The sequence below is a fragment of the Bifidobacterium castoris genome, from assembly GCF_003952025.1.
Classification (GTDB): domain Bacteria; phylum Actinomycetota; class Actinomycetes; order Actinomycetales; family Bifidobacteriaceae; genus Bifidobacterium; species Bifidobacterium castoris.
Genome location: NZ_QXGI01000001.1, coordinates 223,176 through 238,559, shown reverse-complemented (window position 1 = coordinate 238,559; position 15,384 = coordinate 223,176). Strand labels below are relative to the sequence as shown.

Genomic DNA, 15,384 nt, shown 5'->3' with positions numbered 1-15,384 from the left:
TGCCGGTCATGAACGATTATCGCAACGATCGCATGGCCGTGCCGCAGCGGCTTTCGGATATGGCCGTCCTGTACGGCGACTGGGTGCTGCCCGACTGGATGGGCGCCGACACGGTGCTCATCCCCGTGGAAGGCGGATGCTGATGTTCGGCGGCAAGGACCGGGAGCGCCTCCGGGGCGCCGCCGCGACGCCGGGCATGACGGTCGGTACAGGCCCGGCCGGGGAGGGGAATGCGGCCCCCGGGGCGGCCGGGCCGCATGACGTGCTGGTGCGTGCGCTGACCGGCACCGATCTGACGGTGGACCTGATGGCCCGCATGTGGCGGCGCATCGCCGTCACCGACCCGGACGACCCGTGGAGCCGCGCCGTGCTCGCCGTGATGCTCTCGGATGATCGGGGCATTGACGCGGCCGCCATGTTCATGGCGCAGCCGGACCTTGCGGCGGACACGCTCGCCGCGGTCCTCTCCGGCGCCGCGCAGCCGCGATACGCATGCTTCGAGCCGGCATGGACGCCCGACCCGGCGTTGCGGACCATGGACGGCCGTCTGGGATTCCTCCCGGATTCGCGCGGCGTGTGGGCGTTGCACCTGTGGGATGCGTGGCTCATGGGTGACACGGACCGGATGGGTCTGTGCCGCGCCGCCATCGACGCGAACGGCTGGGACCATCCCCTCATCCGGCTGGCGGCCGCATACGGCGGGCAAGGACTGTCGCCGTGCGGCGCGCCGACGCGGGACGCATGAGCCGTCCGTCACGCATGGAACCATGCCGAACATCACAAGGAGACACGATCATGGAGAGCAACGGACTGCCGGTCATCGACCTGACCGGGTGGACGGATGACGATCTGGCCTCGGCGGCCGTCATGGCCAAGGCTTTCAAGGAGAGGATGGACGTCATCGAAAAGGCCGCGAAGGCCACGCTCGAGGAGCGTATGGGGGAGGGGACGGCGCGCACGGTGACCGTCGCAGGCCGGCGGGTGGCCGTGCTCAAACGCACCCGTGCGGGTTCGTACGGCCGATACCGTGTGACGGACCGGGCCGCCTACGGCGCATGGCTCGCCGCCCACGGCCGCGCCGACGACACGGAGACGGAGCCGGTGGCGCGGGATGCGGCCTGCACGGACGAGTACGTCAAGGATGTGCTGGCCGCGGAGGACACGGGCGAAATCCCCGACGGCGTGAAGTATGCGCCGCCGCGCTCCTCGACCATCACCGCGGCGTTGGACGAGGAGCTCATGCCCCTGCTTTCGGAGCGCGGGCTGAGCGCGCCGGTACGCCGGCTCATCGAGGGCGGCATGGAGGACACGGCCATGCCGGCGGACACGTCAGCGCGCACACCGGCGGGGACAAGCGGAGACGTGTTCTCTGACATGGGCCTTTGACGACCTGCCGGGCGGTGGGCCGCACATGACGGATGGCGCCGCAACCCGCCCCGCAGAGGGGGGAGGGTTGCGGCGCCATCCGTATCGTTTATTCGCAGACCGACCGTCCGTCACGCCATGATTCGACGACTGGCTCGGCCGCGGGGAATGAACCGGACACGATCCTTTCATGACGCGCCTTGGCGGCCGCATGACGCGGCTCCAGCCAGACGATGTCATGCCGGCCGTCCCACCACATGCGGGCACATTCGATGGTGACGCGCAGCATCACGCCGAACACGGCGGCGATGGATCCGATCAGGAACGCGGGAATGCCGATATGGGTAAGGAACGTCACGAGCACGACGGTGCCGAGGAAGAACCAGAAGACCGCCCACAGCAGCATCTCCACCAGCAGCCGCACCAAACTTTTCATGGCGTTCTCCTTTCTCCGGGCATGACCCCATCATGATACCGCCGTCAGGCGTCCCGCAGCACCATGTCCACCTGCGCATGCGACATGCCCAGCCGTCCGCCCGCCATGTACGGGTCGAACCCCCGGTCGAAGGCCATGCGGATCACCAACGCCGCATCCGCCGCATCCCCGGGTTCGTGTGCGGCCGCGGACAGGTCGCCGGACGGCTCCCAGCCGTGCTCGCAGCGCAGCATGTCAAGACTGCCGGTGCGGATGTGACGGAACGTGTCCGCCCGCATCCGCTCGAACAGGATGCGGCCGTTGCGCGTCCGGTCCCGTTCGGGCGGCAGTCCGGCCTCGGCGCGGCGCCGGTTGGCCGCAAGCGTGGGATCCGCGTTCGACCCGTCCGAATAGTAGTGGCCGCCGCCGCCCAGATGCCCGTCCTCGTGGATGGTGGCCTGATAGGCGACCCACTCGTCCATCGCCTCATCCCACAGCCGGTCCTTGACCTCATCCGCCGACAAGCCGTAGTACGGGTCTGAGGGGTCGGTCGCGGTGAGCCGTCCCCCATGCCGGGACAGATGCGCGTTGAGCCGTTTCTGGTAGCGGCCGCCGTCACGGCCGCGATGCGCCTGCCAGCCGTAGCCGGCGTGCATCATGGCCTCCAGGTGCACGTCACCCATCTTCGCCTGCACCATCGCCGCCGTGTACGCGCGCGCCGGGTTCAGGGCGCAGGAGCGTCGTTCGCTCAGCAGCGCCCCGTCGATCCATGCCTGCCCCATGCGGTACGCATCCTGCGCGGATGCGGCGACGGGTTTGAACCGGCGTGCGACCGGCCCGAGCGTGCTCCACGACTCGTCGGAGCCGAGCGCACGGGAGACGATGTGGATCTCCTCCTCGGGGGAGCATACGGGCTGTCCGCGATAGTCGGCGTCGTCGCCGGGCATGGTGGCCATGAGCCGGGTCTCGTCGTACAGCCAGTCGCCATGCATCCCGTCCATCCACGCGTAGAGCGCCAGCCGTCTGGCCCGCGGGCTCGCGTCGTCGGGCAGGGAGCGGAGCATGTCGAGCGTGTCCTCGTCGAGGCCGAGACGGTCGATCGGCTGCGCGGTGCCCAGATCGGGGAGCGGCGCCGGCGGGCCGCCGCCCATGGTGTCGTACTGGCCGCCCGCCCCGTTCGGGCTGCCCTTCGGCTTACGGGGTTGTTCGCGTGTCATGCGACGCGCCTATGCGCGTCTCCGACGCATGCCCCCGGCCCATGAGAGTTGCGTTGCATGACTATCAGATCGAATGCGTACGGTTCGCGCTGGACGCGTTGGCCCGCCACCACGGCTGCGGCCTGTTTTTGGACATGGGGTTGGGCAAGACGCTCACCAGCATCTGCATCATGGACGTGCTCCACCGCACCGACCCGCACGTCCGCTTCCTCGTCGTCGCCCCCAAAACGGTCGCGGTGAACACGTGGCCGGCCGAACTCGAACGCTACCGGGAGATGCACACGCTGGGCTGGGCTCTCGCATGCGGCGCCACGCCGGACCCGAAGCGCCGCAGGGCGGCGTTGGACGCCGGCGCGACGGTGACGATCATCAACCAGGAGAACATCGGCTGGCTTGATCGTGAACTGCGCGAATGGCCGTGGGACGGCATCATCCTCGACGAACTGTCCGGATACAAGGATGCGGGGTCGAAACGGTTCCGCATCCTGCGCCGCCGGCGCCGCGACCGCACGCGCGGCGAGCACGGTCGCGGCCGCGGCGTGCCGACCGGCTGGGTGATGGGCCTGACGGGCACCCCGGCCGCCAAAGGACTCATGGACCTGTGGGCGCAGGTCGCGCTCCTCGACGATTCCGCGACGCTCGGCCGTTCGCTCACCCGCTACCGCGACACGTACTTCACGCCGGGGCGCCGCAACGGGCATGTGGTGTACGAGTGGCGTGAGAAGCCGGACGCGTTCGTGCGCATCATGGACGCGATCCGCCCGTTCTGCATGACCATGGAGGCCGCCGACAGGCTCCCCGGCCTGCCCGGCGGCGTCCGTGTGCTCGACCATTGGACAGACATGCCGGCCGCCACGCGCCGCGCATACGACCGGTTCCGCACCGAACGGTGGATCGAGCTCGCCGGCACGGAGACGACCGCGGCCAACGCGGGCGTGCTCGCCGGCAAGATGACCCAGTTCGCCGCCGGATGCCTCTACCCGGACGATCCGGCGGACACCGGCGCCGCGCCGGTACGGCTGGACCATGCCAAAATGGATGAGGTGGAACGCATCATCGCCGAAGCGCAGGGCGAACCGGTGCTGGTCATGTACCAGCTGACGGACGAGCTGCAGCGGCTGCGCGACCGGTACGGGGACAGGGTGCACACGCCCGACGAGCCGAACATCGTCGCCCGGTGGGATGCGGGCGACATACCGATCCTCGCCGCCCACCCGGCCGCCGCCAAATACGGGCTGAACCTCCAGCATGCGGGACGGACCGTCATCTGGATGTCGTTGCCGTGGAGCCTGGAGGACTGGCTCCAGTCGAACGCGCGCGTCGCCCGTCAGGGGCAGGGGCGGCCCGTGCTCATCCACCGCATCATGGAGCATGACACCATCGACGAGCGCAAACTCGCCGTACTGGAGGGGCGGGCCGAACTCCACTCCGCCGTCATGGATGAGCTCACGCCCCGCACCCGACCATAGGCGCCGGCGCATCCATGCCTTCCTCCACGCCGGCGTCGGCGAGGAAACGGACACGGAGACGGTGCGTGAACCCGTCGAGGATGCGCCGCGCATCCTCCATGCCGTGCCGGCCCGGACGCCAGCCGCGGGGACGGCGCAGCGTGTTGAGCCGTGTGCACGCCGCATCCCACCGGGCCACGTCCGTGTCCTCCAGCGCCGTTCCGGTCGCGAGCAGCGTGCGGGCGAGCCGGACGGGAAGGCCGGCGGAGGTGAGGATGCTGTCCGGCTGCCAGGATCGTCCCGTATACGACAACGCCAGCCGACGCGCCAATGGGCGGCCGACCACCGGCTCCAGCCTCGCGGCCATCGTGTCCAGCCGTGCCGGGTCCGCGGCCCACCGGCTGCGGGGCGCGGGTTCCGGCAGCCGGTCCAGGTCGGCGCGATGCGCCTCACGGATCAGGGCGGCGGTGTCGATGCCGGCCTCCTCAAGCATGTCCCGCTGTCGTTGGGGTAGGCGTTCGACCATGTCCGCCGTGATGCCGTGATCGCGAAGCCAGGCGGCGTCCGGTGTGAAGGATTCTCCGAGCGCCGCCGTTTCGGTGGAGGAGGGGGCGCCCGTGTCGGCGCCGATGTCGGAGAGGGCGCGGCAGTAGTCCTCATCCTCCATGTTGTCGCCGACCATGGGGACGGTGCGCACCGATCCGAGCCCCTCGAGCTCCGCGAGCCGCCTGTTCCATTCGTCGAGGCCGCCGCAGCCGAGCATGCGGCGCGTGTCAGGCGTCTGGCAGTCCGGGTTCGCGCTGGAGCCGTCCGCGTATGGGGGCCAGCGGGGTTCGCCGCGGCGTCCGGCCGCCATCTGCTCGAGTTGGCGGGCGACCTCCTCGTCGGCCGCCATGTTCCACACGTCCGCGTCCGTGAGACCGTCGAGCATGTTCTCGGCGGCGAGCCGTCTGCGCAGCGTGTAGTAGCGGCAGCCCGCACGCATGAGCGTCGCGGGGAATCCGGCGCGACGCTGCAGGATCGTCTCGATGCTCGGATGCGAGCAGATGTGGCGGACCAGAGGATAGGAGAGTGTTTGCGGTGTTCTCGGCTTGCCGGTCCTGCCCACCGGTTTCGCCGCCCAGATCAGCTCCTCCTGCACATAGGCGTAGACCAGTTCGCGGCACAGCTCCGGATCGTGCAGCAGCGCGGTGAGCTTCGCGGCGGGCGTGCCGGTGCGGTACGGGTCGGAGTATCGGGCGATGAGGCGGGCGATCTGTTCGTGGGTGGCGGGCTCCTCGTCGAATCCGCCATGGGTGTTCCTGCCGCTCTTCGCGCGCGTGCGCGTGGCGGTGCTCGTGCGTTCGGTAGTCGTCACAGACACCCCCTATGCGTCCCGCGCATGCGTGCGGAGGGTGTCAACCGTTGCGAATACTGGTGCCGTCCATACCCGACACCGCATGACGCGCGGCACGGATATCATGGACGCATAGCGTGGCCGTCAGGGACGTGCAGCACGTCCCCGTGTGATTCGGTAGCACATGTCCGTTGGGCCGGTCGGCGGGAGAGACAACCCGTGCGGGCCGACCCACGGAACCCCTCTCTTCCCTTCCGGTCCCATCACAGCACACGCGGCCAAAGCGGACGCCTCCCCGGGGCGACCCTGCACGTCATGCGCACGAAAGGAGCCGGCCATGAGTCCGGAAGCCATCCTGCTGACCGTCGTCCTCACCGCGATCGCGATCGTCGCGTTCATCGGATCGCGCGGAGTGGGCGCGCACGACCGCGCCGCATGGCTGCGCCGCGACATGGAACGGATGGACTCCGAGGATGAGCGCATCCTCGCATCGGACGCGCATCTGGGCGACGTGATGCGCAGCATCGGCATCCGCCGCGCCGGCCCCAACGAACCCGAACTGGACGGTTGGGCATGCGACCCCGAACCATTGGAGACGGACCGGCTGCGTGACGCCGCCGGCGACCTGGCGCGCGCCGTCACGGCGCGGCATCCCGGACTGTCCTGCCATTGGCATGTCCCCACCATGGACGAGCGTGCCGCGGGCGACACCGATCTCGTCATCCACGGCACGGGACGGGACGGCGTGGAGAAACTGTTCTTCGCATACCTGCAGCTGATGGTCGGCGGCGCCGGCATCGCGTACCGGAGCGTGGACGCCGGCCGCATGATCCGCTACGATGCGGCGCGCCATGTGCTGCGCCCCTACACGATGCACGCCCCGCTCGTCACGGTCCGTGACGCGGTACGCGCGCAGCACGACGCGTTCGTGGAGGGCATGAACGTGGGGCTCGACCGGCACGGCTTCCCCTGGTCGCGGCTCTCGCATCGGCCCGTGGACGCGGTGTTCGTCACCGTCGCCGTCCAGGCCACCGACGATCCGCTCACAGGCGCGGACAACCTCGCGGACCCGTTGGGGAGGCGCATCGTCTCCATCCCCGAGTTCCTCGCCATGCTGGACGCCGCGGGCCCCTACGCGCCGCAGCCGACCCGTGACGTGGACGCGCTGTTCGCCGCCCACGCCCAAGACGCATGACCCCCTCTGATGCGGCCCGCCGTGTCGGCGAGGCTTACGAACCGTCCGAGACCGCCCGGATTCCCGGTTTTTGCGCCCGGCCCGTTTTCGGCCCTCGCATCACCCTCGTCAATGTGGACGATAAGGGAAAGGGGCCTTGGGTGATGCTTAGGGTCATGCCTGCATGACCGGACACGCCCACGTGTCCTCATTTCCCCTTATCTGCTCTGTGCTTTTCCTTTTGTCTCCTTTTCGTGCTTCCTCGTCTTTTTCCCGATCCGCCGTCTTTTGGGTGTCGTGTTCTTTTTGGTTCTCCCTTTTTCTTTTTCTCGTTTTTCGGTTTCGGGTTTCGCGGGGGAGGGTGGTTGGCACTCGGAGACGGCGGGGACGCATGGCGGCGGGTGCGCGGCCATGACGGCCGCCAATGCACACGGCGGCTCGGAAAAGGGGGCACGGTATGGATGGTCAGGTGGGTTTGAGGATGGCGACGCGTGCCGACCGGCTGCGTTTGACCGGCGTGGGCGACGACCTGTCGGCGCATGAGATGCGCACCGCCCGATATGCGGCGCGCGCCCAAGTCGAGCATGTGGACGGTCTCACCGTGGTCACGTTGCCCGCGCATGGGGGATCCGTGAGGCATCGGGTGCTTGCCGGCGAGCATGATCTTGCGGACGCGTTGTTCGATCCGGCGTTGCGCCTGTTGGGGGAGGTGCGCTGCATGCGGGATCCATGCCGCGCCTGTTGGACGCGTTCGGGCTCGCCGAGCCGGTTCGACACGGCGCGGGACGCGCTCGACGATCTGCTCGCCGCAATCGGGTCAGGTGCGGACGCGACGGGCGAGCGGCGTCGTGAACGGTTCACCGATCGGGTGCGAGAGGGTGCTTGGATGACGGACGGGACCGCCCATGAGCCTGAGCAGTGATTGTGGTTCGATGCGGAGCAGCCGCGGATCGTGCCGGTCGACGGCAAGCAGTCCTGTGGCGATGAGGTTGCGTACGAGTGAGGGGCCGGCGTCGAGAAGCGTCGCCGTCTGCCGGATGGTGGGTTTCGTGTCCATGCGGATCCGGTTCGGCACGGCATGGTCGAGCAGCCGGTCGATCATGTCCATGCGGTAGAGCGTCACCCGTGCGGATGGTTTCACCCGTTCGACGGGAAGGTTGGCGACCGTCCGTTCGGTCACGTCGAGGAGGCGGGCGAGCCGGGAGGGGCGGAGCATGATGGGATAGTCGGTTGGGATCATGCGTGCAGGTGATGCGACGGGGTGCCGTGTCCATGTCCGTGTCGTGGGTACCATGGGGGTATCGGTCGTGGTGGCCGACGCCGCGGATGGTGAAAGCATGGGCGTGTCCAGGTTTTGTTCCGAATGCCTACATCACCCACCCATATGGGCCTCCGACGGCATGTCGGAGGCTTTTCTGTTTCGGCGTGTCCGTTGGGATGGGTCGGCGTGTCGGGCGTGTCGTGTGGAGGCGTGTCCAAGGGTGGTGCGTGCGTGGTTTCGGAAACCGGATAGGTGATTTCGGGTACCGGTCGGGTACCAAGGTGCCCGGGGATCGTTCCGGGTTGGATGCGCGCCCTGTGTGTTTCGGCGTGTCGCGGTGAGGGTTTTCTTCTGCCGCATCGGAGAGACGCATGACGAACACGAACATGAGCATGAACAATATGGAGGGGTGCCGTTTCGGCGGCGTCCTGGAGAAGAGGCGCGCGGACGGGAGCGTGGCCTATCTGGCCCGTTACGCGAATCCCAAACGTCCCGGAAGCAGGGTGGGGCGCCTGTTCGACACCCGCGCCCGCGCGGTGGCGTGGCTGGACGACGAGCGGGTCCGCGTCGACATGTACCGCCGTGGGCTCGCCGACTGGACGGCGCCCAGGGAACGGGACAGGGCGGCCGCGCTGTCCGGTGTCACGTTCGCGGACTGGGCGGATGTGTGGATGGACAGGTGGGGTGGTCGTGCGCGCGGCGGGGAGCCTCTCGCGCCCGCCACGCTGCGTCGCAAGCGTCTCCTGCTGCGACGGTTGAAGGACGTGTTCGGCCGTGTCCGGCTCGACGCGATGGACGCGCGCATGGTGTCCGCATGGCTGGACGGATGCTCCCTGGCGGCCACGCCCAAACGTGAGGCGTACATCATGCTGCGTGCCATCATGCGCGCCGCGGTCGCGCCGCCCGATGGTTCGGCGCCGTTGCTGGAACGGTCCCCCTGCGTGGCGCCCGTGCCGGCGAAACGCATGGCGGACAAGGATCTGATCGCGGAGCTGTCGCAGGATGACATTCGGCGTCTGGCCGAGGCGATGCCGGCGTACACGCGCATCAGCATCCATGTCATGGTCGCGTTCGGTCTGCGCATCGGGGAGATGTGCGCGCTGCGCGTGGACGATTTCGATTTCAACCGCATGGTGGTGCACATCCGCCACAGCATCCGACGTGGCCCGGATGATACATGCTCTGTTCTTGTGGGACGCCCCGTCTCGGCGAAACCGAAAAAGCCAATGCGATAATCCAACTTCAAAGTGACACCATCCTGGCGTGACATGATCCAAGAGGGCGCCGCAAGCCAGAACATGTGCCTCTCTGAATACCTGCGCGACCTCACCTTGCGGCGTCATATGGAACTACAAAACAACCGAGGCACCATCTGACGCGCAACAGCCGCAGGTAAAACAAAATCCGTTCGTATCGCAACAGCTCCTGTTGTGATACGAACGGATGGTTCGGTGTGATTGTCAGGCGGTCATTGCAAACCCATGATGATCACTCCCACAACGACCGGCAGGGGAAGCAGCACAGACAACACCACTCCATACACCGGTATCCGGTTGTCCTTGTCCGTGAACGCCCCGAACGCCGTACCGAAGATGAGGAACGCGAACCCTACCGCTTGAAGGACAGGCGCTACGAGTCCGCCTTTCCAAACGATCTGCACGATGGCCTGCAACGACCACAGGACCAGATTGCCGAGGCATATCAATGACCCTAGTTTGATGTTCCACCGTTTATTCAACTGAATCATCACGCCACAATCCCCTTTCCGGCATGCACGCCAACAAAGCGGCAGGTCACTTGCAGAACGCGCCGCCAACGGTCAGGACGCCACTGGTGAGCATCCCACCGATCGCGATCGACGCACCCGCGGACGGTGCTGCCGCGATGCCGACGGCACCCCCACAACGCCCCGTTGGCTAACCCCGCAATCATCATCGCGGCGGTGCGGAGCTCCAGGACGGAACCGCCGCTGCGCCGACGCCGCGACCAGAGTGATTAATTATCTGTACAGGTATTTGCCCTCGTCTATCTTGCGGGCGATATCCTGCAGCTCCGCGGCGAGCCTGCGATCCTCCTCGGAGCTGGAATTCAATTTATGCGCCTTGCGGTCCAGCCGATACTCATTACCGAAATACGCGCCTATGCCGAGAATCAGCACCGCTATGATTACCCAGATCATGGTTTCTTCGTCACCTCCCGAACCCGAACAAAGCCAAGCAGGCACGAAGTTGACCGGCAGCACCGCACTTGCCGACGCCACGGCATGAATCACAGGTGGACGCCCAATGGTCATAAGGCGTTTCCCATATGGACTTTTTCATATTCGTCCTCCTTCCTTGTCCACGACTCAGCGCCGAATCGTTGGACCGAAATATACACCGTAGAGAGCTCCAACGGCTCCGATTGCCGGATAAGCAGAATAATCAAAGGGTATTCGACCACACCGATGGACGTTGCTGCGACATACGTGCAAGGATTGCCTAGTAAGATGTCATTCGATTATGTAAATAAAACGGGCGTAATTACATAATCTGCAGCGCATATACCACAGGCACAGGGCAGTAAAAACATGAAAAATATGGCTTCGATCCCACGCGCCGCAGCTCACGGGCACCCGTCTTCCGGTCCGGCGCACCACATGTCGTCATTATCGTTATATAGTGTACTGTACTGTTATGTAGTGTTATACACTTGGTTGCGGCATGCGCCACAGCCAACGACGACGGAGGACGAAAGCATGATGGACATCGTCATCAACGCCGCCTCGATGACGCCGATCTACGAGCAGATCGTGGACCGCATCCGCGCGCTCATCAAAACAGGCGATCTCAGGGCGGGCGACGCGCTGCCCTCGGTGCGCGCCCTCGCGCGGCAATGCGCGATCTCGGCGCTCACCGCGAAGAAGGCGTACGACGTGCTCGAACAGGAGGGTCTCGTCGTCACCGTGCAGGGCAAGGGCACCTTCGTCGCCGAGGTCTCGCCGAACATCGTGGCCGAGGAACTCAACCGCCAGGTGGAGGAGGAATTCGCGCAGGCGATAGCCAAGGCGCGCAGGCTGCGGCTGGATGACGGGGAGATCATGGAACTCGTCACGATGCTGCTCGACGAGACGGACGACGAGGCGACGGACATGGAAGGGGAGACGCGATGAGCGACGACGCGATCACGCTGGACCATGCGACGAAACGATACACGGACTTCACGCTCGACGTGACGATGCGGGTGCCGAAGGACCGCATCACCGCACTGGTGGGCGTCAACGGATCAGGCAAGACGACGACGTTCCGGATCATCCTCGGACTCGCCGAACCGGATGCCGGATCCGGCACGCTGCTCGGCGCCGACGTCGCCCGGCTGCCGAACACCGTCAAACGACGCGTCGGCGCCGTGCTCGCCGACGCGGCCTTCGACGCCGCGTTCACAGGCGACGACGTCATCAGGCAGCAGGCGGCCTTCTATCCCGCCTTCGACGCGGCGCTGTGCCGGGGGCTGCTCGAACGCTTCGAGCTGCCGGCGAACAAGCCGATGGATGACTTCTCCACCGGCATGGCCGCGAAGTTCAGGACGGTCATCGCGATATCGCATCGCCCCGAGGTCCTCATCCTCGACGAGCCGACGGCAGGACTCGACGTCGTCGCGCGCGGCGAACTGCTCGACCTGCTGCGCGCCTACATGGAGACGCCGGGGCGTTCGATCCTCGTCAGCTCGCACAACGCGAAGGACATCGAATCGCTGTGCGACGACTTCTACCTCATCGACCGCGGACGCATCCGACTGCACGAGACGATCGACCGTCTGCACGACGATTATGCGACGCTCATCCTCTCCGACAGCCAGGCGGCGGTGATGGACCGCTCGCACATCCTCGCGAGCGCGCGCATGGACGGCGCCGTCCATGCGCTCACCGACGAACGCCGCTACTACGAGGAGAACATGCCCGGCGTCCAGATCGCGCGAGGCGACATCGACGGGCTCATCACCGTCCTGACGATGGCCGGGGAGCCGGAACACGCGCCGACGGCCCGGAAGATCGACGAGACGACCAGGGAAAGGAGCCGGTCATGAGGGGATTGTTGGCGAGGGACATGATCGCGATGGGCAAGAACCGGGTGTTTCTGGCCGTGACGTTGATGCTGTGCCTGTTCTACACCGTGTCGGACATGTATGTCACGGGCGTGCTGCTCATGCCGATGCTGCTCGCCGCGGTGTGCGGGAACATGATCCGCAACGATCTGAGCGTACCGATACGGCGCACACTGTTCGCGATGCCGTTCGACAGGGGACAGTACGTGGCGGAGAAGTATCTCGTCTCGATCGTCCCGTCCTGCCTGCTCGCGTTTGCGCTGCAGGCGCTCAGCGCCGCCGTCCACCGGCAGCCCGTCGCGCAGTCGGCGATGGTCGTCGCCTGCGCGGCGCTGCTCACCGTGCTGACCGCCTCGATCGAGATCCCGGTGAACATCGTCTTCCGCGACCGCGCGCAGATCGCCCGCGTGTGCATCCTCGCGGTCGTGGTCACGCTCGTCGTGCTCGCCGTGTCGCTCGACATGGGCGCCGACGGATTGCTCGCGGCCATCGTCTCGATGCCGTCGTGGGCGCCGTACGGCATCGGCGCCGCGCTGGGTGCGGCCGTGCTCGCCGTCTCCGTCATGGTGTCGCGGCATGCGTTGCGGTCGGCGCAGCTGTAGGCGACCGTCGGCATCTTCAACGGAATCGGGCGGCCGTGTCGTTCATCGACAAGGCCGCCCGATCTACGGTTCTCCTGCACCTCTATATATGCATATGCATGCACGCGGCGTCTATTCCTGCGACGTTGACGCATCGGCGTCGCCGGTGCCCATGTCCACGTATTCGAGCGTGAGCACGCCGCCGTTCGCCTTCGCGTCGTCGGCGAGGCCCTGGAACAGCACCTGATAGCAGCCGGCGTCCTTGACGCCGTCGGTCATGCACTGCGCGTCGAGGCCGCTTGCCGTGGCGCGCACGCGGTAGCCTTCGTGGGTGTCCGTGTTGACGGCGAGCACGAAGAGGTCTCCGTCCTTCCCCTCGTTCCATTGTCCGGACAGGTCCGCCGGGTCGGCGGGGAAGGACGTGGAGACGACGTAGTAGGCGCCGTCGAGCTTGACGTCGGCGTACTGCAGGAACTCGAACTGCAGCAGCTCGCTCTGCCCCTGGACGCTTTCGGGGATGAGCGTCGTATGATGGTCGTCCTTGCCGCGCGTCGTCGGCATCGGCATATGCGGCCACGCTTCGGACGTGTCATGGAACATGACCATGTCGCCGTTGGCGGCGCGCCACGTCGTCGTCTCGAATTCGTCGGCCGTCAACGGCGTGCCCGCATCGGCGACGTGATCGCTCCAGGCGGCGTCCATCCGATCGGCGTCCCACGAGGCGGACGAACCGCATCCGGCGAGCGCGGAAGCCATGAGGGCCGCCGCGGCGATCGCCGCCGTCTTCGTTGATCGTGTGGTCATCTGCACGTCCTTTCGTCGGTCGTACTCGGGCGTATCGTTTTCCGCACCAAGTATATCGTCCGGGGCATCATTCGGATCCTGGAGGGCGAATCCGGACCGAATCGACACAATCGTCGGCATGGTCAGCGATGTGCGTTCGCCTTCGTGAACCAGTCGATGATGGTCGTTTCCGAGACCGGATGCAGATTCCAGGCATCGAGCCCGACGTTGACGCTGCATGCATCGGTGCCGTCGGGAACATCCTGATGGGTATGCCCATAGAGCAGCCATCCGTCCGTCGCGGGTGCCTCGTCGATGAAATCGGCGGCGTTCGGAGCCTGGCCTTCCATGGTGCTCGCACCCTCGCGTGGCCCTCCTTCGTCGTGGACGAGCATAGCAGATGTTCGTTTTCGGGCATCGGCGTCTAATCGCTGATGCGTTGCGCATTGGCGTAGTAGGTGAGGAACGCCGAGTTGCGCTCCGCCTCCGTCTCGAATTGACGGAACCAGTTGTCGCTGGTCGTCGCGTCGATGATGAAGTGCAGCTGCAGGAGGAAGTGTTTGGGACAGTAGCGCCGGGTGTACGTCGTGCCATCGGCGTCGCCGGCGGCGAGGGAGAACTTGGCGGCGTTCTCGCACAACCCGTAGAGGTAATTGCATGATTCGTCGCCGGATCCGTCGTCATCGTCGAATATCGAACCGATGACGTCGATGAAATCCCCGTCATCGCTCGCGCATGAATCGTCGGATGCGACGACGGACGTGCGTGTGTTGCTGCGGGTCATCTGTGATACTGCCATGATCGTTCCTTGCATGAAGTGTTGTTAATGCATTGGGTGGTATTTCTTGTTGAGCGCTTGCGGCGGCGCGGATATCAACCGCTCTTGCGGCACTTCCAGGGGATTGAGGGGCGTGTCGCGAATCAGGTTGAGAACATTGAGGCAATCGGCGATATCACGCTCCACGTCATCATCCGAAAGGATCGAGTCCTTATCGAACAGTTGCGGGTAGGCGTTCATCTGCATACGCAGCGACACCGCGTCATGGATGCCGATGTCGATGATCGATCCATCATCATCGGTTTTCCAGACCACCACGCTTTCGCTTGGCAGCGCCAATGTGAGTCCGGTGCGCACGCAGTTCAGGGCGAGCGCATCGGACTCTCGCTTGTCGTATTCACAGGTGAGCAGTCCATGGCGATGCAGCATGGAGGTTCGTTGGACGTTCGTCAGTATGCGATGCTCATCCAGGCCGCCCTCATCGAGAAAACGCACCACGAAATCACCTGTGCTGACCGAGTTGATCGGGGTCAGGGAGCGAAGCGTGGCCATGTTGAACGCGATCTGCCGGAGGGCGCCTTGTTGCCTGCGCATGTGCGAGTCATGCCAGTCCCGGCACAGGAGCACGAACGCGCAAGGCCACCCATAACGGTTGCATTCAAGCGTCGTGAAATCCTTGAAGCCGGTGATGCGAAACTCCTCGGACGCATGGTGCAGCTGCTCGTCGAATGAGCGCTGCACCTGTTCGATCGCGTCAGGCCGGCCTGTGTCCCCGACCCAGATGAAACCTTCGTCGTGATCGTCGTGGCCGTCGTATGCATCGTTCATGATCCACCGATCCTTTCCTCTATCGCATGACCGTTATGCCGTACACGGCTACCAACCGGACAAAACGACAAAACGATGGGACGATGGTGCTGCGGCCGGGATGGCAACGGAGTGG

19 protein-coding genes are annotated in these 15,384 nt (G+C 65.8%); 9 read left to right on the top strand and 10 right to left on the bottom strand.

Annotated elements, in window-relative coordinates:
* Positions 1–8 precede the first annotated feature (8 nt).
* From D2E22_RS10835 to D2E22_RS01050, 3 genes are read left to right on the top strand one after another with little or no spacing between them, the layout of a single operon-like run.
* Positions 9–143, top strand: coding sequence for a hypothetical protein (locus tag D2E22_RS10835; protein ID WP_277600003.1), 135 nt, complete (start codon positions 9–11; stop codon positions 141–143).
* On the top strand, positions 137–745 hold the full coding sequence (locus D2E22_RS01055; RefSeq protein ID WP_126031266.1) for a hypothetical protein: 609 nt from the start codon (positions 137–139) through the stop codon (positions 743–745). Before D2E22_RS10835 ends, D2E22_RS01055 begins: the two co-directional genes overlap by 7 nt.
* Positions 746–795: 50 nt before the next feature.
* On the top strand, positions 796–1,386 hold the full coding sequence (locus D2E22_RS01050) for a hypothetical protein (protein ID WP_126031265.1): 591 nt from the start codon (positions 796–798) through the stop codon (positions 1,384–1,386).
* 88 nt (positions 1,387–1,474) lie between these two features.
* On the opposite strand, the gene D2E22_RS01045 is transcribed toward D2E22_RS01050, so the two are convergent.
* On the bottom strand, positions 1,475–1,801 hold the full coding sequence (locus D2E22_RS01045; protein WP_126031264.1) for a hypothetical protein: 327 nt from the start codon (positions 1,799–1,801) through the stop codon (positions 1,475–1,477).
* 44 nt (positions 1,802–1,845) lie between these two features.
* Entirely contained in the window at positions 1,846–2,997 is a 1,152-nt protein-coding gene (locus D2E22_RS01040; protein ID WP_126031263.1) for a hypothetical protein, read from the bottom strand.
* A gap of 41 nt (positions 2,998–3,038) precedes the next feature.
* On the opposite strand from D2E22_RS01040, the gene D2E22_RS01035 reads away from it, so the two are divergent.
* On the top strand, positions 3,039–4,466 hold the full coding sequence (locus D2E22_RS01035; protein WP_126031262.1) for a DEAD/DEAH box helicase: 1,428 nt from the start codon (positions 3,039–3,041) through the stop codon (positions 4,464–4,466).
* Here D2E22_RS01035 and D2E22_RS01030 read toward each other — a convergent pair.
* Complete coding sequence (locus tag D2E22_RS01030) at positions 4,444–5,802, bottom strand: hypothetical protein (protein ID WP_126031261.1); 1,359 nt, start codon at positions 5,800–5,802, stop codon at positions 4,444–4,446. The genes D2E22_RS01035 and D2E22_RS01030 overlap by 23 nt on opposite strands.
* Before the next feature lie 316 nt (positions 5,803–6,118).
* Here D2E22_RS01030 and D2E22_RS01025 point away from each other — a divergent pair, with 316 nt between their 5' ends.
* Positions 6,119–6,976: a hypothetical protein gene (locus D2E22_RS01025; protein WP_126031260.1), complete on the top strand. Its 858-nt coding sequence runs from the start codon at positions 6,119–6,121 to the stop codon at positions 6,974–6,976.
* Between the two features lie 796 nt (positions 6,977–7,772).
* On the opposite strand, the gene D2E22_RS01020 is transcribed toward D2E22_RS01025, so the two are convergent.
* The gene (locus tag D2E22_RS01020; RefSeq protein WP_126031259.1) at positions 7,773–8,171 is read right to left on the bottom strand and encodes a hypothetical protein; all 399 of its coding nucleotides are present in this window, start codon (positions 8,169–8,171) and stop codon (positions 7,773–7,775) included.
* 416 nt (positions 8,172–8,587) lie between these two features.
* Between D2E22_RS01020 and D2E22_RS01015 the strand changes: the two genes are divergently transcribed.
* On the top strand, positions 8,588–9,451 hold the full coding sequence (locus D2E22_RS01015; protein WP_126031258.1) for a site-specific integrase: 864 nt from the start codon (positions 8,588–8,590) through the stop codon (positions 9,449–9,451).
* Positions 9,452–9,684: 233 nt separating this feature from the next.
* Here D2E22_RS01015 and D2E22_RS01010 read toward each other — a convergent pair whose 3' ends face one another.
* The gene (locus tag D2E22_RS01010) at positions 9,685–9,963 is read right to left on the bottom strand and encodes a hypothetical protein (protein ID WP_164518356.1); all 279 of its coding nucleotides are present in this window, start codon (positions 9,961–9,963) and stop codon (positions 9,685–9,687) included.
* Positions 9,964–10,215: 252 nt separating this feature from the next.
* Positions 10,216–10,509 (bottom strand): hypothetical protein, encoded by a 294-nt coding sequence (locus D2E22_RS10945; protein WP_241218108.1) that lies wholly within the window; start codon positions 10,507–10,509, stop codon positions 10,216–10,218.
* A gap of 444 nt (positions 10,510–10,953) precedes the next feature.
* Between D2E22_RS10945 and D2E22_RS01000 the strand changes: the two genes are divergently transcribed.
* Genes D2E22_RS01000 through D2E22_RS00990 form a run of 3 tightly spaced genes read left to right on the top strand, consistent with a single transcriptional unit; the run spans position 10,954 to position 12,901 of the window.
* A complete protein-coding gene (locus D2E22_RS01000) occupies positions 10,954–11,367 on the top strand; it encodes a GntR family transcriptional regulator (protein ID WP_241218107.1) in 414 nt (137 codons plus the stop codon).
* Positions 11,364–12,281 (top strand): ABC transporter ATP-binding protein, encoded by a 918-nt coding sequence (locus D2E22_RS00995; RefSeq protein ID WP_126031256.1) that lies wholly within the window; start codon positions 11,364–11,366, stop codon positions 12,279–12,281. Before D2E22_RS01000 ends, D2E22_RS00995 begins: the two co-directional genes overlap by 4 nt.
* Complete coding sequence (locus D2E22_RS00990; protein WP_126031255.1) at positions 12,278–12,901, top strand: ABC-2 transporter permease; 624 nt, start codon at positions 12,278–12,280, stop codon at positions 12,899–12,901. Before D2E22_RS00995 ends, D2E22_RS00990 begins: the two co-directional genes overlap by 4 nt.
* A gap of 111 nt (positions 12,902–13,012) precedes the next feature.
* Here D2E22_RS00990 and D2E22_RS00985 read toward each other — a convergent pair whose 3' ends face one another.
* The 4 genes from D2E22_RS00985 to D2E22_RS00970 form a co-directional block, all read right to left on the bottom strand.
* On the bottom strand, positions 13,013–13,684 hold the full coding sequence (locus D2E22_RS00985) for a hypothetical protein (RefSeq protein WP_126031254.1): 672 nt from the start codon (positions 13,682–13,684) through the stop codon (positions 13,013–13,015).
* A gap of 122 nt (positions 13,685–13,806) precedes the next feature.
* Complete coding sequence (locus D2E22_RS00980) at positions 13,807–14,058, bottom strand: metallophosphoesterase family protein (RefSeq protein ID WP_420897225.1); 252 nt, start codon at positions 14,056–14,058, stop codon at positions 13,807–13,809.
* Between the two features lie 29 nt (positions 14,059–14,087).
* Complete coding sequence (locus D2E22_RS00975; protein ID WP_126031253.1) at positions 14,088–14,462, bottom strand: hypothetical protein; 375 nt, start codon at positions 14,460–14,462, stop codon at positions 14,088–14,090.
* 24 nt (positions 14,463–14,486) lie between these two features.
* Entirely contained in the window at positions 14,487–15,269 is a 783-nt protein-coding gene (locus D2E22_RS00970) for a hypothetical protein (RefSeq protein WP_126031252.1), read from the bottom strand.
* Positions 15,270–15,384 lie beyond the last annotated feature (115 nt).

Excerpts from the sequence above, each read along its gene's own strand:
- D2E22_RS10835 (WP_277600003.1), top strand. The coding sequence starts at position 9 with ATGAACGATTATCGCAACGATCGCATGGCCGTGCCGCAGCGGCTTTCG.
- D2E22_RS01055 (WP_126031266.1), top strand. The coding sequence starts at position 137 with ATGCTGATGTTCGGCGGCAAGGACCGGGAGCGCCTCCGGGGCGCCGCC.
- D2E22_RS01050 (WP_126031265.1), top strand. The coding sequence starts at position 796 with ATGGAGAGCAACGGACTGCCGGTCATCGACCTGACCGGGTGGACGGAT.
- D2E22_RS01045 (WP_126031264.1), bottom strand. The coding sequence starts at position 1,801 with ATGAAAAGTTTGGTGCGGCTGCTGGTGGAGATGCTGCTGTGGGCGGTC.
- D2E22_RS01040 (WP_126031263.1), bottom strand. The coding sequence starts at position 2,997 with ATGACACGCGAACAACCCCGTAAGCCGAAGGGCAGCCCGAACGGGGCG.
- D2E22_RS01035 (WP_126031262.1), top strand. The coding sequence starts at position 3,039 with ATGAGAGTTGCGTTGCATGACTATCAGATCGAATGCGTACGGTTCGCG.
- D2E22_RS01025 (WP_126031260.1), top strand. The coding sequence starts at position 6,119 with ATGAGTCCGGAAGCCATCCTGCTGACCGTCGTCCTCACCGCGATCGCG.
- D2E22_RS01020 (WP_126031259.1), bottom strand. The coding sequence starts at position 8,171 with ATGCTCCGCCCCTCCCGGCTCGCCCGCCTCCTCGACGTGACCGAACGG.
- D2E22_RS01015 (WP_126031258.1), top strand. The coding sequence starts at position 8,588 with ATGACGAACACGAACATGAGCATGAACAATATGGAGGGGTGCCGTTTC.
- D2E22_RS01010 (WP_164518356.1), bottom strand. The coding sequence starts at position 9,963 with ATGATTCAGTTGAATAAACGGTGGAACATCAAACTAGGGTCATTGATA.
- D2E22_RS10945 (WP_241218108.1), bottom strand. The coding sequence starts at position 10,509 with ATGACCATTGGGCGTCCACCTGTGATTCATGCCGTGGCGTCGGCAAGT.
- D2E22_RS01000 (WP_241218107.1), top strand. The coding sequence starts at position 10,954 with ATGATGGACATCGTCATCAACGCCGCCTCGATGACGCCGATCTACGAG.
- D2E22_RS00995 (WP_126031256.1), top strand. The coding sequence starts at position 11,364 with ATGAGCGACGACGCGATCACGCTGGACCATGCGACGAAACGATACACG.
- D2E22_RS00990 (WP_126031255.1), top strand. The coding sequence starts at position 12,278 with ATGAGGGGATTGTTGGCGAGGGACATGATCGCGATGGGCAAGAACCGG.
- D2E22_RS00985 (WP_126031254.1), bottom strand. The coding sequence starts at position 13,684 with ATGACCACACGATCAACGAAGACGGCGGCGATCGCCGCGGCGGCCCTC.
- D2E22_RS00980 (WP_420897225.1), bottom strand. The coding sequence starts at position 14,058 with ATGCTCGTCCACGACGAAGGAGGGCCACGCGAGGGTGCGAGCACCATG.
- D2E22_RS00975 (WP_126031253.1), bottom strand. The coding sequence starts at position 14,462 with ATGGCAGTATCACAGATGACCCGCAGCAACACACGCACGTCCGTCGTC.
- D2E22_RS00970 (WP_126031252.1), bottom strand. The coding sequence starts at position 15,269 with ATGAACGATGCATACGACGGCCACGACGATCACGACGAAGGTTTCATC.